7 protein-coding genes are annotated in these 15,629 nt (G+C 74.8%); 1 reads left to right on the top strand and 6 read right to left on the bottom strand.

Annotation, left to right across the window (positions count from 1 at the left end; translation table 11 throughout):
* Positions 1 to 36: 36 nt before the first annotated feature.
* From WMF26_RS26125 to WMF26_RS26110, 4 genes are all read right to left on the bottom strand, one after another.
* A complete protein-coding gene (locus WMF26_RS26125; RefSeq protein WP_437994882.1) occupies positions 37 to 2,535 on the bottom strand; it encodes an NAD(P)-binding domain-containing protein in 2,499 nt (832 codons plus the stop codon).
* Positions 2,519 to 4,222, bottom strand: coding sequence for a DUF4215 domain-containing protein (locus WMF26_RS26120; RefSeq protein ID WP_437994881.1), 1,704 nt, complete (start codon positions 4,220 to 4,222; stop codon positions 2,519 to 2,521). The genes WMF26_RS26125 and WMF26_RS26120 overlap by 17 nt, the downstream gene beginning before the upstream one ends.
* Positions 4,219 to 7,137, bottom strand: coding sequence for a vWA domain-containing protein (locus tag WMF26_RS26115; protein ID WP_437994880.1), 2,919 nt, complete (start codon positions 7,135 to 7,137; stop codon positions 4,219 to 4,221). The genes WMF26_RS26120 and WMF26_RS26115 overlap by 4 nt, the downstream gene beginning before the upstream one ends.
* A 226-nt stretch (positions 7,138 to 7,363) precedes the next feature.
* On the bottom strand, positions 7,364 to 9,727 hold the full coding sequence (locus WMF26_RS26110) for a cyclic nucleotide-binding domain-containing protein (RefSeq protein ID WP_437994879.1): 2,364 nt from the start codon (positions 9,725 to 9,727) through the stop codon (positions 7,364 to 7,366).
* Between the two features lie 309 nt (positions 9,728 to 10,036).
* Between WMF26_RS26110 and WMF26_RS26105 the strand changes: the two genes are divergently transcribed.
* Positions 10,037 to 10,894: a hypothetical protein gene (locus WMF26_RS26105; RefSeq protein ID WP_437994878.1), complete on the top strand. Its 858-nt coding sequence runs from the start codon at positions 10,037 to 10,039 to the stop codon at positions 10,892 to 10,894.
* A gap of 159 nt (positions 10,895 to 11,053) precedes the next feature.
* On the opposite strand, the gene WMF26_RS26100 is transcribed toward WMF26_RS26105, so the two are convergent.
* On the bottom strand, positions 11,054 to 14,344 hold the full coding sequence (locus WMF26_RS26100; RefSeq protein ID WP_437994877.1) for a hypothetical protein: 3,291 nt from the start codon (positions 14,342 to 14,344) through the stop codon (positions 11,054 to 11,056).
* Positions 14,341 to 15,594 (bottom strand): serine/threonine protein kinase, encoded by a 1,254-nt coding sequence (locus WMF26_RS26095; RefSeq protein ID WP_437994876.1) that lies wholly within the window; start codon positions 15,592 to 15,594, stop codon positions 14,341 to 14,343. The genes WMF26_RS26100 and WMF26_RS26095 overlap by 4 nt, the downstream gene beginning before the upstream one ends.
* Positions 15,595 to 15,629 lie beyond the last annotated feature (35 nt).

Genomic DNA, 15,629 nt, shown 5'->3' with positions numbered 1-15,629 from the left:
GTCGGCTTCCGTCGGCCTCGTCGGCTTCCGTCGGGCTCACGGCGGAGGGCCCGCAGGCGTTGTCCCTTCGACGTCGCCGGGCGCCGAACGATCTGACGGCTCCACGGTCGGCCGGACACCGGCGGCGCGGAGGGCGCTCCAGGGCGGGATGCTCCCGATCAGGACGAGCACGGCGTCGCACGGGTGCGCCTCTGCCCCTGACGGCGACGCGAGGGTCGCCGCGAGCGCGCCGCGCGGATCCGCGGCCAGCGCGGCGACGTCGGTCTCGAACCGGAGCGAGAGGCGGGACGCGGCGAGAAGGCGGCGCATCTCCTCGATGTTCCGCGTCTTTCCGCGCCGGAACCCGCCGCCGCGGTAGACGACGGTGACCTCGGTGGCCGGCTGGCGGGACAGCGCGATGGCGGCCTCCATGGCCACGTCGCCGAGCCCGACGATCAGCACCCGCTGGCCCGCGAGGCTCCGCGCGTCGGCGAGGTGGTAGTACACCCGGCCCTCCACCTCGGCGGACAGCTCGAACGGAAGCCGGCGGGGCGATCCGCGCTGGCCGAGGGCGAGCAGCACGCGCCGCGCCCGGCGCTCGGTGCGCGGCCCGCCGTCGCGCGGCTCGGTGACGACGGCGAAGCCGGCCGGGGCCTCGGCGGCTGCGCCCGCGCCGCCGCCGAAGCGCGCCACCGACACCATCCGGGTCTCCTGCGCGATGGGGAGCCGCTCCTTCCGCACGATGCGGAGCCAGTGGGCGAGGAGCTCCTCCTTGGTCGACTCCTTCAGCCACAGCTTGCCGGTCACGGGCAGGTCGAGCGGCTGATCGAAGACCAGCTTGCCGCGCGGGAAGCTCTGGATGCTCTGCGCCACGCTGCCCTGCTCGATCACCTCGAACGAGAGGCCGAGCTCCTTGGCGCGCAGCGCGGCGCTGATCCCGGCGGGCCCCGCGCCGACGATGATCAGATCGAGCCCCGGGCCGCGGTCGCCGGCCTTCCGCAGGTCCTCCGCGATGCGCTCCGCCGCGAAGGCGCCCTGGTGGATGGCGTTCTTGATGAGGGGGAGCCCGGTGACGTCGCCGGCGAGGTACAGGCCCGGCACGTCGAGGCTCCCGAGGTCGTCGCCGAGGCGCGGGCGGCCCTCGATCGGCGCGCCGCCCTCGATGGTGAGCGACCCGTTGGGGCAGCGCTGCTCGCACAGGGTGAGGCCGCAGCACGCCTCGGGGCGGGCCACGACCGCGACGTACCGCTCGACCGCGAGCACGTCGTACGGGCACGCGTCGACGCACGCGTAGCAGCCGAGGCAGGTGGTCGTGTCGATCCGGGGCAGGCGCACGCGCGCCGCGGGGCGCAGCATCGCCTCGGCCGCCTCGGCGTCGCGCGAAGGCCGCCGCGAGCGCCGCGCGCGCAGCGCATGGCCGCCGCGGGCGCCCGCGAACGCGAGGCCGGCGGCCGCGAGGCCGGCGCCCATCCAGAGCAGCGCGCGCCCGTGCGGGAGCGCGCCCCCGGGGGCGGCGCCGGCCGCGCCCCGCACGACCGGCATGGCCGCGGCGGCGTCGCGCGCGGCCTCCCAGGCGAGGGCGCGGTCCTCGGTGTGCTGGCCGCGGCAGACGCCGCCGCCTCCGCCGCGGCCGGCGCGGCCGGTCGCGGCGTCGTCGGGGAGGGCAGGGCGGTGCTCGTCGAAGCAGGCGATCGGCCGGGCGTCGCCGAGCGGCGCCTGCGCCTCGACCAGGCAGCGCGCGATCGGGTCGCGCGGCGCGCGGAGGTCGTGGCACGGCGCGCAGCTCCCGGCGGCGACGATCGCGACCGTGGCCGGCTGGCTCGGGCGGAAGGCCGCCCTCGGGAGCTCCACCTCGGCGCCCGGCGCGAAGCGCACCGGCGGCCCCGCGGGGTCGAACACGACGCCCTGGTCGCCGCGGTGGATGGGGTGGCACGTGGCGCAGCTCATCGCGCCGCTCGCGAGCAGCTGCCCGTGGCTCGCGCGGGTGGACCCGTGGTCGCCGTGGCACCCGATGCAGGCCCGGTCCAGGCGCGCGCCCGCCGCGGACCCCCGCGGCGCGGCTTCCGCAGCTCCCCGCGGCGCAGCTTCCGCAGCCCCCCGCGGCGCAGCTTCCGCAGCCCCCCGCGGCGCGGCTTCCGCAGCCCCCCGCGGCCCCGCGGTCGCCTCCTCGGCGTGGCACGACGCGCACGCGAGCTGCGCGCGTGCATGGGGCAGCGAGAGCGGCCCCGGCGCCGCGTGCCCCCCGGGCGGCGGGAAGAGCAGCGCCGCCGCGCCGGTCGCGACGGCGCCCGCCAGCGCGGCCGGCAGCACGCCCCGGAAGCGGGTGACGTCGGACGTCGACTCGGCGCGGCGCGCGGCGCGACCACGCACGATCTCGCGCGGCTGGGCGGCGCGCTGGCGCGGATCGGACAGGTCGGCGCGGTAGAGCGTCCTCGATGGGTCGGGCGGCGGTGCAGGCTCCCGGGCGGCGCCGCCGGACGGAGCCTCCCCCTCGGCGCCGGCGGACGGGGCCGCGGTCCGGCTCCCTCCGCCGGCCGGGCTAGAGGATCGTGACATTCAGTCGATAGAAGAAGGTCGCGTCGGGGACGAGGTCCGAGGCCCTGACCCGCACGCGATAGGTGCCCGCGGGCAGGTCGGTGGCCGACGCGGAGGAGCAGTAGCCGACCCCCGAGTCGTCGTCCGAGGCGAGCACGTCGGTCCCGTCGCCGCCGAGGATCTCGACGTAGCTGTCGAGCCGGTTCGTCGCGCACGCCTCGGTGCCGTTGTCGCTGACGGTCGCGATCAAGGTCGAGCTCGGCCCGGGCACGTTCACGGCGACAACGTCGACGTCGCCTGCCGGCGAGATCTCCGCGAGCCACGGCGCGGCGTGGGCGTTGGCCTGCGCCGGCGCGTCGTTCGGCTCCGTCTCGTCGAGCTCGAAGCGGCAGGCGGCGCTGCACCCGTCGCCGGCGGTCGTGTTGCCGTCGTCGCACTGCTCGCCGGCGGTCGTGTCCCCGTCCCCGCAGACCTCGGGGACGAGCGTCACGAGGAGCCCGTACGGAGCCCGCTGCTCGGGGCCGACGCGCGCCGTGACGCGGACGTAGTAGTCGCCCGCCGGGAGCGCCGGCGCGACGGCGCGGGCGCAGTGGCCGACGCCCCCGAGGTCGCGCTGCACGATCAGCGCGCCGCTCTCGTCCAGGATCTCGACGATGGTGTCGAGCCGGCCGTCGAGGCAGTCGGAGCTCGTGATGTCGCCGGTCTCCACGACGAGCGCCGTGGGCCCGGTCGGCACGGTGACGCGTACGACGTCCTTGTCCTCGGGCGGATCGATGATGGCGAAGAACGGCTCCTCGTAGGGGTTGGCCGTGGCGATGGTGCCGTTCGGCTCGACCTCGGTAGCCTCGATCCGGCACTCGTCGCTGCACCCGTCGCCCGGCTCGTCGTTGCCGTCGTCGCACTCCTCGGCCGGATCCTGGATGCGGTCGCCGCAGGCGGTCACGCGGCTCCTCACGCCGAGCGCGAACGCGCCCGCCAGCTCCGCGCTCGCGCTCCCGACGATCACGTGGAACGCGTCGCCCTCGCGGACGGGGACGGTGAGCCGGTTCTCGATGCCCGTGCCGGCGCTGGCGCCGCCGCACGCGAGCTCCGTCCCGGCGTCATCGCAGTCGCCGCGCAGCACGGCCAGGAGCGCGGCGTCGGTCTTCGGGGTCAGCACCACGTCGAGGAACCCGGTGGTGGTCGCGGTGAACGTGTAGGCGACGCCCGGGGCCCCCGCCGCACACCCGCCCTCGACCGCCGCGTGGCCGCTCGTATCGCCGGTGACGGACGCGGGATCCGAGAGCGCCACCGGGGCGGCGCACAGGTCCGCGCACGCCGCCTCGCACTCCGGATCGCCGCAGTCGGCGCTGCCGTCGCCGTCGTTGTCGCGGCCGTCCTGGCACGCCTCGACGCCCGTGCAGCCCGACGTGTCGGCGGTGCACTCGGGGCTGCACCGGAGCACGCCGCCGTCGAAGCCGAGGCTCTCGCACGTGGCGCCCCCGAGATCGGCCCCGTCGCACGCCTCGTCCAGCTCGGCGACGCCGTCGCCGCAGGCGCCGCCGCCCGCGCCGCCGCGGCCGCCGTCGCCGCCGCCGCCCGCACCGCCGGCGGCCCCGGCGCCGCCGGAGGGAGACTGCGGCCTCGGCCGGTTGTCGTCGTCTGCGCCGCACGCCGCGGCGACGGCCGCGGCGGAGAGCAGGGCGATCGCCGCGATGCGGCGGCTCATTCGGAATCCGGACATGAATACGTGATCTCCCAGTCCTGCACCTGAACACCGCCGCCGCCCGTGCTCGTCGGGTTGAGCCTCATCTGAATCTCGAGGTACTCGGTCCGGGCGTCCGGCAGCTCTTGCAGCACGTCGAAGAGGTTGATCGCGCACGGCGGCGTCGAGTCCTCATCGCAGATCCGCGTGTCGGTGGGCACCGCGTGGGCGGTGGCGGCGAGCCGCACCGTGGCCCCGTCGAGCTCGGCGGGGTCGTCGGCCGCGCGCACGAAGAACTCGACGCTCGAGTCGCCCGGCGTCGCCGTCCTGTACCGGAGGAACCCCCACTGGGTCTTGGTCCCCGGCGGGCAGACGCCGTGATAGCGCTCCCAGCTCGTGGTCATGGGCGTGAGGCTCGTGGTCACGCACGGGACGGTCGCGCGGACCTTCCCCGGGCTGTCGCGGAGGGCGGTGCACGTCTGCGGGCAGAGCTTGACGCTCGTGTGTGTCGCGTCGGCGAAGTACCAGCCCTGGCCGCAGCTGGCGAGGTCGGCCCGCGGCGTGAGCACGGTCTCGGTGCCGGCGCTGTTCACGTGGACGACCGACACCGAGGCGGGATCCGACGCGCCGGCGAGGGGGACCGTCACGTCGCAGGCGAGCGCCTCGCCGCGGATCGAGACGAGCGCGTCGCGGAGGGTCGTCGACAGCCCCATGCCGGCGGTGAGGTTGAACGCCCGCCCGCCGCCTCGCGTGGCGATGAGGTTGATGATCTCCGCGTTCGAGTTACCGAAGCCCACCGCGTGCACGCGGACGCCGTGGTTCTCGTAGGCATTGCGCGCCAGGTTCGCGATGTGGTTCGGGACGGTGTTGCAGTCCGACGGGATGCCGTCGGTCACGAACACGACCGCGACCTCCTCCTCGGGGTGGGCGTTCTTGTAGGTGATCGCCCAGTTCGTGGCGCCGTCCAGCGCCGGGTACATGGGGGTATCGCCGCCAGTGCCGGGGCTGGGCATGTAGAGCGCGTTGTAGAGCGCGAGCTCCTGCTGATCCATCGGCCTGGGGTCCGCGGTCAGCCTCCGGGCCGCCGTGCCATCGAAGGGTACGATCGGTCGGTTGCAGTCCTTGACGGACTCCTCCGTGCAGACGCCGCCGACGTCGTTGCACGGGCCGGGGTTGTTGTGCGGCCAGAACCGGAGCGCGACGCCGAGCCCCGCCGACGCCGGATCCTCGAAGAACGCCAGGAGGGCGGCACGCGCCGGGTTCCATCGGGAGGCGCTCACGCTGTCTCCCGACGAGTTCACCACCATGGAAGTCGACCGGTCGAGCGCCACGAACAGGGTGGCCGGCCTGATCATCGAGACGCTGGCCGTGGCGATGCAGCCCGGCGACTCGCACATGGCCGACTGATAGATGCTGCCGTTGTTGCCGCACTGGCACTCGGCGATCTGCCCCGGGCCCGGCGGGTTGACGATGAGCTCCATGCCGTCGGCGACGCCCGTGCAGCCGGCCACGCTGATGCACTCGCCCGGGGCGATCGGCTGCGCGGTCGTGCAGGCGAGGGTCCCGCCGGTCGGGCTGCAGGAGTTCAGCACGCGGCTCGGGGCCGAGGAGGGGAGCTGGCCCGCGCCCGCGGGATAGCGGTGAATCGCGATGCCCGCGGGCGCCGGCATGGTGCCGCGGTTGCAGACCGGGATCGTCCCGCCGCAGGGCACGCCGACCGTGAGATCCACGCCGCTGCACGCGGGGTTCGTCTGGTTCGGCAGGTAGGACTTGCAGAGGCCCTGTTGCACGCCTGGCTCGGTGCCGCACGCGGCGCCGCACTCCTGCTCGGCCAGGGCGACGCACGTCGCGTCCCACGAGTTGGTCGGCGTGGTGCACGTCTTGGGGGCGCACCGGGTCGCGACGAGGGTCCTGCACGAGGCGTTCCAGTTCGGCACGCACGCGCCTTCGGGCGAGAGGGTGGTCGGCGGGGGGCATACCCCGGACGTGGGCGGACGGCACCTGCCGCCGGTCATCAAGGTGCTGCCCATTCCGATGAGCGTCACGCAGTCCGACGAGCTCATGGGGTGGATCTCGCAGCAGAGCGGGTTTGTCGCGCAGATGTTCTGGATGCACGCGTCGCCGCAGGTCGTGGTCATGTGGGTCGCGGTGCCGGTCTGGCAGGCGTCATGTCCACAGTCGGCCGGTATCGTCGGCTGGATGCAGCAGCTCGGCCGAGCGTCGCAGACCTTCGCGATGCAGCCGCTGCAGGTCGTCAGGAGCGGGCCGCCGGTGTCGCACGGGCTGTGGGCGCACGCGCTCTGCGCGGGGTGCTCGCAGTACTGGTCGAACTGGCAATCCTCGCTGGTCGTGCAGGGCTGGTGCGTGCCCTGCCGCGCCACGGACTCGGGCAGCTCGTTGATGTCCCCGACCGACCACGTGTACGTGATGCCGGTCCCCGAGAGGTCGATGGGCCCCCCGTCCGGCGTCTCCTCGAACGACTGGCACGACGGGTCGCACGGGTTCGTCGCGCAGAGACCCCCGTCCGAAGCCTCGGAGTTGGCGAGCGGGCGCGGATACCCGCTCTCGCCGCTCCCGCCGGGCGAAGGCCCGAACGGCGACCTCCGCATCGTCATCGTCCCCTCGCAGCTGCCGTAGCGCCCGTCCTGGCACCGGCGGACGCCGTCCATGCAGGTCAGCACGCCCGCGTTCTCGCCGACGGTGATGTGACACTCCACCTCTTCGCCGTCGACGCACGGGTCGCCCGCCTCCGCCCCCGCGTCGGGCAAGCCCGTCCCGCCCTGCGGCCCCGGAGATCCGCTGTCGTCTCCGCTGCACGCCCCGGCGATCAGCGCCGCCGCCGAGGACAACGTGACGAGCAGCAGCGCTCTCGGCGCCCACGCCTCGGCGAAGCCTGATCGGGAGAGCGCTCGCATCCACTTGGTCGAGGGACCAGCCATCAGCTTCTCTACCTTCTACTGGGGTGGTGTCAGGAAAATTGTACCTGGCCGCTGAAGGCAAAGTCCAGGCCTCTCGCCCGCGCGCCGCCTGCCGCGCGAAACGCGGTCGCCGCGCGCGGGCGCGGGCCTCGCCGCGCGGCGGGCGGCGCGCGACGCACAAAGAAATGCCGTGCCCCGCAACGATTTCATAGCGAGTCAGGCGCCCTGTCGGCCGGCCGCCGGGCGCTCATCGGGGCACGCTCGCCGCCGTGATCGCGTGGAGCACGAGCAGCGCGGCGGCGACGCCGAACGTGATGATGTGCGCCGGCAGCCCGCCGCGGAGCGCGGCGAGGAGCGCGCGCTGGGCCGGGAGCGCGCGCAGCTCCACGGCGATGCGGATGAGCTCCGAGAGGCCCGCCAGCCGCTCGCTGCCGCGGCCTTCGAGGACGGCGTCGATGCGGGCGCGCAGCGCGCGCTCCTCCTCGCGCAGCCCGCGCCCCGAGGCGAGGAGCGCGAGCGGGCCGAGGGGGCTCTTCAGGTAGGGCACGAGGACCTTCTCGACGATCTTCTTGACCAGATCGCTGCGGCCGCTCACCTCGCGGTAGAAGCGGTCGAGGAGCTCGCGGCGGGCGGCGGCGAAGTCCTCGGGGAGCGCGGCGGTGCGCTCGATCCGGGCGAGGCGCCGCGGCGCGAGCCGGTACGCGAGCGCCGTGAAGGCGCCGGCCGCCGCGGTCGCCCAGAACGCGAGGTGGAGCGCCGCGCCGAGGCTCGGGCGGCCGGACCGCGGCCACGGCGCGTGCGCGAGCGCGAGGCCGGCGGTGACGAGGCCGATCGCGAGGTGCGCGGACAGCTGCGGGCGCAGCCGGCTCCGGACCGGCGCGGCGTCGTCCGCCGCGTCCGCCGCGTCGCGCCGCCTGGGCCGCATCCACAGCCGCCGCCCGGCGCGCTTCGGGACGGCGTACCCGAGGAGCAGCGCGACCCCCACGGCCGCGGCGACGCCCGCCCCGAGCGCGGCGCCGTCGCCCGGCCGCGCCCCGCCGCGCGCGTGCGCCGACAGCCCCGCCGCGCCGAGCCCCGCCGCCGCGATCGCGCTCCCGGCGAGGAGCGCCGCGCCGCCCCGCTGCCCGGCGGAGCGCTCCTGCTCGCGCCGCGCCCCGCCGAGCAGATCGCGCACGTCGGCGATCTCCTCCGCCGGGTTCACGCGGAAGATCGAGCCCGTGGGGCAGGCCTTCACGCACGCGGGGCCGTCGTGCTCGCGGCAGAGATCGCACTTCACCGCGATGTCCGGGGAGCCCGCGCCGCCCGGGCGCTGCGCGGCGGGCGGGCGCGGCGCGATCGCGATGTTCTCCCAGGGGCACGCCTTGGCGCAGGCGCCGCAGCCGGTGCAGAGCGCGTCGCGGATGAACACCTCGCCTCCCGTGTCCTTGCCGATGGCGCCGGTCGGACACTCGATCATGCAGGCGGGGCTCTCGCAATGTTGACAGGAGTTCGGCAGTAGCAGGCTCCGCGGCGCTTCCGCCGGCGCGTCCGCCGCGTCGTCGTCCACCCGTGCGCGTATTTTGTCGCCGCGGCGGACGAGTCGAGAGATCCCGTGTACGTCGGCGCACGACCACGCGCAGTGTCCGCAGCGAGCGCACGTGTCGAGATCGATGACCAGGAGCGACCGCGCCACCTGGAGGCGATAGAGGTCCCGGAAGAGATGTGCAGTGTGGTTGCGCGCCTGGCCGGCGACGATCGCTTCCTGGGCGGCGCGCTGGTCGCCGGTGATGCGCCGGAGTCGCGAGATCAGACCAGGGTGCTTCCGCGCGAGGCCGGCGAACGTCTTCGACGGTACCGACAGGAGCGTCGCCGCGCCGCTGGCCACGGCGCTCGCCGTCCGGCGGCGACCCTCGTCGAGCTCGACGTCCCCGAAGAAATCGCCCCGGGTGAGGTACGCCCGCACATGAATCCGATCTGCCTCCTCGGTCTGGATTTGCACCATCCCGTCGGCGATGAGCCACAGCTCGGTCGCGGGATCCCCCTCGCGATAGATGGCCTGACCGCGCTCGAAGCGGCGGTGACTCACCGCGTCAAGGAGCATGTCGATGTCTTCCGGATCGAGGTCGCGCGTGAAGGCGAGGGTGCCGAGGAGGTCGCGCGTGGCGCTCCTCCGCAGCGCGCGCTCGAGCTTTTCGGCGATCTCGGCCTTGCCGGAGCGGCCGGCGGCGCGGCGGAACAGGTGGACGGGGATCTCCGCGAGGACGCTGGGCGCGAGGGCGATCGCGGTGGTCCTGCGCGACATGCCCACGACCGCCTCCTCGCCGAGGACATCGCCCACAGCGGCGGTGCGCACCTCCGTATCGCGATCGTCTCCGCGGCGTGTCGCGCGCAGCGCGATACGCCCGGAAGCGACGACGAAGAGCGCGTCGCCGGCGTCGCCGGCGCGATAGACGACCTCGTCGGTCGAGGGGGTGCGGAGCCGCCCTGCCTCGGCGATCTCGCGCCGCGCGCGCTCGTCGAGCCCTCGCAGCAAGGGGGCGTCGAACACCGCCGGCGGCCAGGCGTCGGGGCGGCCTCGCGCCGCGCCGCGCGCATCGAGCGCATCGATGTAGGTGCGGTCCGACGAGGGCATCAGCAGGGCTCCCGGTCGCCGAGCACAGCCGGAAATGCGGCTCCCGGCGCGCGATTCTCTCCATACCATCGCGCATCAGCTGTCGTAAGGGACGACATGGTCTTACTCCACGTTCGAGCGCTCGAAAAACTGCAAAAAAAGGAAGAGCGACCCGAAAAAGCCTTGACACCTAAGCCGATCATAGAGAATATCCATCCTGCTAGACTCGGCATGTTCGGCGCCAGGGTTGCTTTGATGGTTCAGCATGAAATGACTAGCATCTGTTCCAGAGTGCACATGCAAGGTCATTCACATCAACGAGGTAGAAGTATGAACAGGCGCACGACGAGTTTGGCTGTTGCATCGCTGGCTGCCGCGTCCTTCGTTATGCTGGGCTCGGCGCCCGCGAGCGCCAAGGACCACACGGACTGGGCCCTCGATTTCATCGACAACGCCGTCACCAACGACGCGACCGTCGGGGACGAGAAGTGCTACATGACCTGGGATGACCCCGAGGTCATCAAGATCGATGGCGAGGACGTCGAGATCAGCCCCTGGACCGGCAGGACCAAGGGCGCGTGCTTCTTCGTGCTGTCGCTGAAGAAGTCGATGGGCTACTCGGATGAGGACATCAGGTACCTGTGGGTGAAGTCTCGCCCCTCGTCCGCGGAGCTCTACGATCTCATCAACGAGAGCCCGGTGGTCGGCGGGCTCGCGCGGGAGCCCGAGAACTACTTCCGCCGCGTCAACAGGGCGGTCGACATCCAGAAGGGCGATGTGCTCGTCATCGACGCCACGGCCACCTATGCCGGTCACACGGTCATCATCACGGGCCCGGCCAAGGAGATCAGCCCGGTCATGCCGCGCTACTCCGGGACGAGGCAGTACGCCGTTCCGATCGTGGACTCGACAAGCTCGCCGCACGGGTGCTTCGACGCGGGCAGCGAGTACGCGGACAGCCGGTGGCAAGGGGAGTGCACCGGCGGCTACATGGCGGCGGGGGCCGGGACGGGCACCATGCGCGTGTACACCGACGCGATCACGAACCACCTCCTCGGCTACACGTGGAGCGTCACGCCGTCGATGACGAGCTACTACTCCCCCTCGACGCGGCCCTACCGGATCGGCCGGCTGTTCAAGCTGCCCGTCGATCCGGTCTCGGACGAGCCGCCCCCGCCCCCTCCCTGATCGCCGGGGCCACGCTTCACGATCACCGCGAGCTGAGCCTTTCAGCTCTTGACCAGCGAAGCCCTTACCCCGCGGGCCGGGGTGAGGGCTCGCCCCTTTTTGTGCGCCGGCGCGCCGAGAGGACTGCGTCGCGGGTGGCTCCATCGCGGTCACCTCGGCTCAGGGGATCTCGATCTCGGCCCGCGCGAGCTCGACGACCTCGAGGCGGCCGAGCATCGACTCGGTGACCAGCGGGCCGGTCGGCCTGAGGCCGCGCCGCGCCTGCTCCCGCTCGTACGCGGCGAAGGCGCGGATCAGGAAGGGGGGAAACGCCCGGAAGAGCAGCCTCGCCTCGGCCCGGAGCGGGCCGCGGAGCGCGCCGGCCGGGAGATCGTACGTGTACCGGATCGGCACGCCGGGCGGCGCGGAGCGCGTGTCGATGATCGCGTCCGGGCCCTTCACGACCCCGCGGCTCGCGTCGAGCGCGCCGACGGGGAAATAGGTCTCCAGAAAGGCGCTCTGCCCCGCGAGGTTCGAGCCGCACGCGCCGGTGTCCTGATCGTAGTCCCCGTCCGCGTACCGGTCGGCGTGGTGCAGCCCCTGGCCGGGCCCGGGCTGGCAGCTGCCGTCCGCGGCGACGACACCGATGCAGCGGACGCAACGCAGAAACCCGTTCTGGAAGTTGATGAGCCCTCGCCCGCGGAACGAGGTGCCGCCGAGCCGCGGAGGCGGCGCCCAGAGGGGGACGTCCGGCCCGTCGCGCACGTCTGCCCCGAACAACCCCCCTTGGGCGCCCGCGGGCCCAAGAGGGTTGTTCGCGTCCGGGTGCGTGGTCACCCGGGTGAACACCTTGTCTTTCAGGTCCTCATCCGCGCGGTCGACGCGGCCGACCTCGTAGATCACCCGACGATCTGCGTCCCTGACCGCGAGGTGAACCCAGATCTCGCGCTCCTGGCTGAAGCCCGCCGGCACCTTGTGCCCGGCGCCGACGTTCTCGATCTCGATCGGGATCTCGACGCGGCTGCCGGCCGCGCCGGCGCGCCGCGCGGCGCCGAGCTCGAAGCGGAAGGTGTGGCGGAGCAGCAGATCGCGGCGGCGGCGGGCGCTCGTGGGGATGCCGTGCGCGTCGAGCGACGGCTCGTCGATGAGCGCCTCCGGGAACTCGTCCGACAGCGGCACATCCACGCCAGAGAAGTAGTGGGTCACGACGTCCGCCGGGGCGGTGGAGCGATCCGCGATCCGGCCCCGCGGCCGCGCCCCCGGCGCGCGCGGGGCGAAGCGCGTGCCGGGCGGGCACTCGGGATCTGGCGCCGCCGCCTGCGCGGCGCCGGCCGGGGCCGCCTCGCAGACGCCCGGGTAGGTGCTCATGTGGCAGTCCTGACAGCTCGCCGCGGCGCGGCCCGCGCGCTCCTCGGAGCGCGCCCACTCCGCCCACTCGGTGTAGGCGTTGCGCAACCGCTTGAAATGCTCGCCGCGTGCCGCCGCGAGGCTGTCGGTGCCGAAGAGGCGCACGTCGTGGCAGGCCCCGCAGAACTCGCTGGAGCGCAGGTACGCGCTGGCGCTCGCCGACGGCCGGCCGTGCACGACGGGGTCGTCGCCGACGGGCGGCCGCGCCGGCGAGGGCCCGGCGCGGCGGCCCGCGCGCTGGCCGGCGGCGAGCAAGAGCTCCTCGGGGCGGAGGTCGTAGCCGCTGTTCGCGATCCCGAACAGGCCGCGCGCGTCCTCGGGGCGCGCCGCGAAGACGGCGCCGGTCGTGAACGACGTCCACGTCGCGTTGCCCTGGTACCCGGGGCGCCCGCGCGGGCCGACCGGGCCGTGCACCTGGTGGCAAAAGCCGCAGGAGATCCCCTCGAGACCGCGGCGGGTGAGCAGGTCGCGCACCGGCAGGCGCGCGCGGGGGTCGCCGCCGGGGCGGCCGTCCCACGCGGGCATGGCGGCGTCGAGGTTCTCGGCCGGGCTGTGGCAGTTGACGCACCAGTGCTCGCCGCCCGAGCCGGTCACGACGACGCCGCTCTGCCGGTCGCGGCAGGCGCGCGCGGGGTCGACCTTGCGCAGGATGCCCGCGCCGTTCGGGCAGTCGGCGTCGCGCCCGACCTGCTCCTCGATGAGGCTCTCGAGCGCGTTGAATAGCGGGCTCTTCACCGAGTGAGCCATCACCGAGCGGCGCCACTCCGAGGCCTGGCGGCCGTGGCACGCCGCGCAGTCCTCCGCCGCCGTCTGCGCCTGCGCGAGCGGCGCGACCGGCGCCACGGCGACGGCCCGCGGCGCGGCCGGCTCGGGCGCGCCCCGCGAGATCGCGAGCGCGGCCGACGCGACCAGCGCGCCGGCGCCGAGCGGCGCGAGCCGCCACAGCCGCGCCGCGGCGCCGGCGGGCCCGGGCGGCGCGCGGCGGGCGGCCGCCTCGCCCCGCGGCGCGCTCGCCGGCGCGCCGGAGCTCGTCTGCGCCGCGGCGCCGGAGCTCGTCTGCGCCGCGGCGCCGGAGCTCGTCTGCGCCGCGGCGCCGGAGCTCGTCTGCGCCGCGGCGCCGGAGCTCGTCTGCGCCGCCGCCCCGGCGCGGCGCGAGGTCCGGGCGACCTGCGCCGGCCGCGCCGGCGAATCGCCCTCGAGGAACCCGCTCAGCGCGTCCGCGATCGCCTCGGCGCGCGGCGGCCGCTGCGCCGGATCCGGATGGAGCAGCCGCAGGACGTGGCCCTGCAGGCCCGGGGGCAGCGCCGTCGCGACGCTCTCGACGAACGGCGGGGGCTCGCGGCGAGCTGCCTCGCCGAGCGCGTGCCGCAGGCCCGCGCCCGCGAACGGGTGCTCTCCCGCGAGCAGGCGGTAGAGCGCGAGCCCGAGCGCGTACCGGTTCGCGGCGCTGTCCCAGATCGCGCCGTCGGCCTGCGCCGGCGGCGTCCAGAGCGGCGGGATCTCCGCGGAGACCCGCGCGCCCGCGGCGCGGGGCGAAGCGCCGGCGCCGCCGCTCGCCGGGGCCCCGACCAGCGCCGCGACGAGCGCGCTCGCGGGCAGCGTCACCTGGCCCGCGTCGTCGACGAGGACCGCGTCGGGCGAGAGCGGGCCTGGGAACAGGCTGGCCCGCTCGCAGGCGGCGAGCGCGCGGGCGAGCGGGAGGGCGAGCCGGAGCGCCTCCTGAAACGGAAACGGACCGCGCCGCGCGCGCATCCGATCCGCGAGCGGGGCGCCCGCGAGCCTCCGCACGAGCCAGACGCGCGCGCCGCCCGGGCCCGCGGCGGGCCCGCCCTCGGCCGGCGCGTCGATGCCGCCGTCGACGAAGCCGCCGACGCCAGCGCCGCCGAGCGCGAGGAGCCGCGCCGCGACGGCCTCGCGCTCGGGCCCTGCCGGGCCGCCCTGGTCCGCCTCGCCGAGCCGCCACAGCTCCTCCGCCGCGCCGCAGCGCCAGCGCGCCGCGTAGCCCACGGCCGGGAGGGGCGCGCCTTCCGCGTAGCCCGCCTGCTCCGGCGACGCGCGTCTCACCGCGCCCCCGGAGGCGGCGCCGGCGTCGCGGCGCTGGCGGGCGGCTCCGGCGCGCCGCCCGTCGAGCGCAGCGCGTAGGTCCCGAGGCCCGCGAGCGCCGACAGCGCCACGATGATGGCGATCGCGAGCCCGGCCGGGACGTCGCGCCTCCGGTCGATCTGCTCGACGAGCGCGATGGTGTCGGCGCGCGGCGCGCCCGCTCCACCGGTGACGCGCGCTGCTCCCGGCGCGCTCGCGCGGCCGTGGTCGTCGGTCCGATGCGGTGCGCTCGCGCGGCCGTGGTCGTCAGGCCGATGCGGCGCGCTCGCGCGGCCGTGGTCGTCGGTCCGATGCGGCGCGCTCGCCCGGCGCTCGTCGTCGGTCCGATGCGGCGCGCTCGCCCGATCCCGGCTGCCGGCGGCGCGATCGCCGCTCGCCGCCCCGCGCGGCGCGGCCGCGGCGGTCTGGAACGGCTCCAGCCGATCCACGACGTCCTGCGCGAGGTACGGCCGATCCTCGGGCGCCTTCTCGAGCAGCTGGAAGAGCAGCTGCTCGACGCCGCGGGGAAGCCCGCTCCGCACGTCGTCGTCGAGCGGCGGGGGCTCTGCCGTGCACTGCAGGTTGAGCAGCTCCCGCGGCGAGGCCGACTGGAACGGCGGGCGCCCGGAGAGCGCCTCGTACAGGATGAGCCCGAGGCAGTAGAGATCCGAGCGGTGATCGATGGATCGCGCGTCGATCTGCTCCGGGCTCATGTACTGCAGGGTCCCGACGCTCTGCGTGTTCGTCTGGTTCATCGCCTCGACGACCTTGGCGATGCCGAAATCCATCACCTTCACGGCGCCGTCCTTCTGCACCATGATGTTCTCGGGCTTGAGATCGCGGTGGATCACGGGCGGCTGCTGCCCGTGGGCCGCCGCGAGGGCGCTCGCCACGCTGGCCGTGATCCGCACCGCTTCCGGCCAGGGGAGGCGGCCGGCGGCGCCGAGGAGGGAGCGCAGCGTCTGGCCGTCCAGGTATTCGAGCACCATCACGAGCTCGCCGGAGGCCTCGATGCTGGCGAGGCTCCGGACGATGTTCGGGTGCTCGAGGTGCGCGAGGATCTGCATCTCGTTCAGGAAGAGCCGCCGCCCCTGCTCGCTCCGGGCGAGCTCCGGGCGGAGCACCTTCAGCGCGACGCGCCGGCGCGACAGGCGCTCTTCGCCCTCATAGACCTTGCCCATCCCCCCCTCGCCGACGAGGCGTCGAACGAGGTACTCGCCGATCTGGTCCATGCGCGCCGTCTCCTCTCCCTGGCCGGAGCGTCTCT

Origin of the sequence: Sorangium sp. So ce185, assembly GCF_051526825.1 — a bacterium.
Lineage (GTDB): Bacteria > Myxococcota_A > Polyangia > Polyangiales > Polyangiaceae > Sorangium > Sorangium cellulosum_D.
This window is presented reverse-complemented; position numbering and strand designations above follow the sequence as displayed.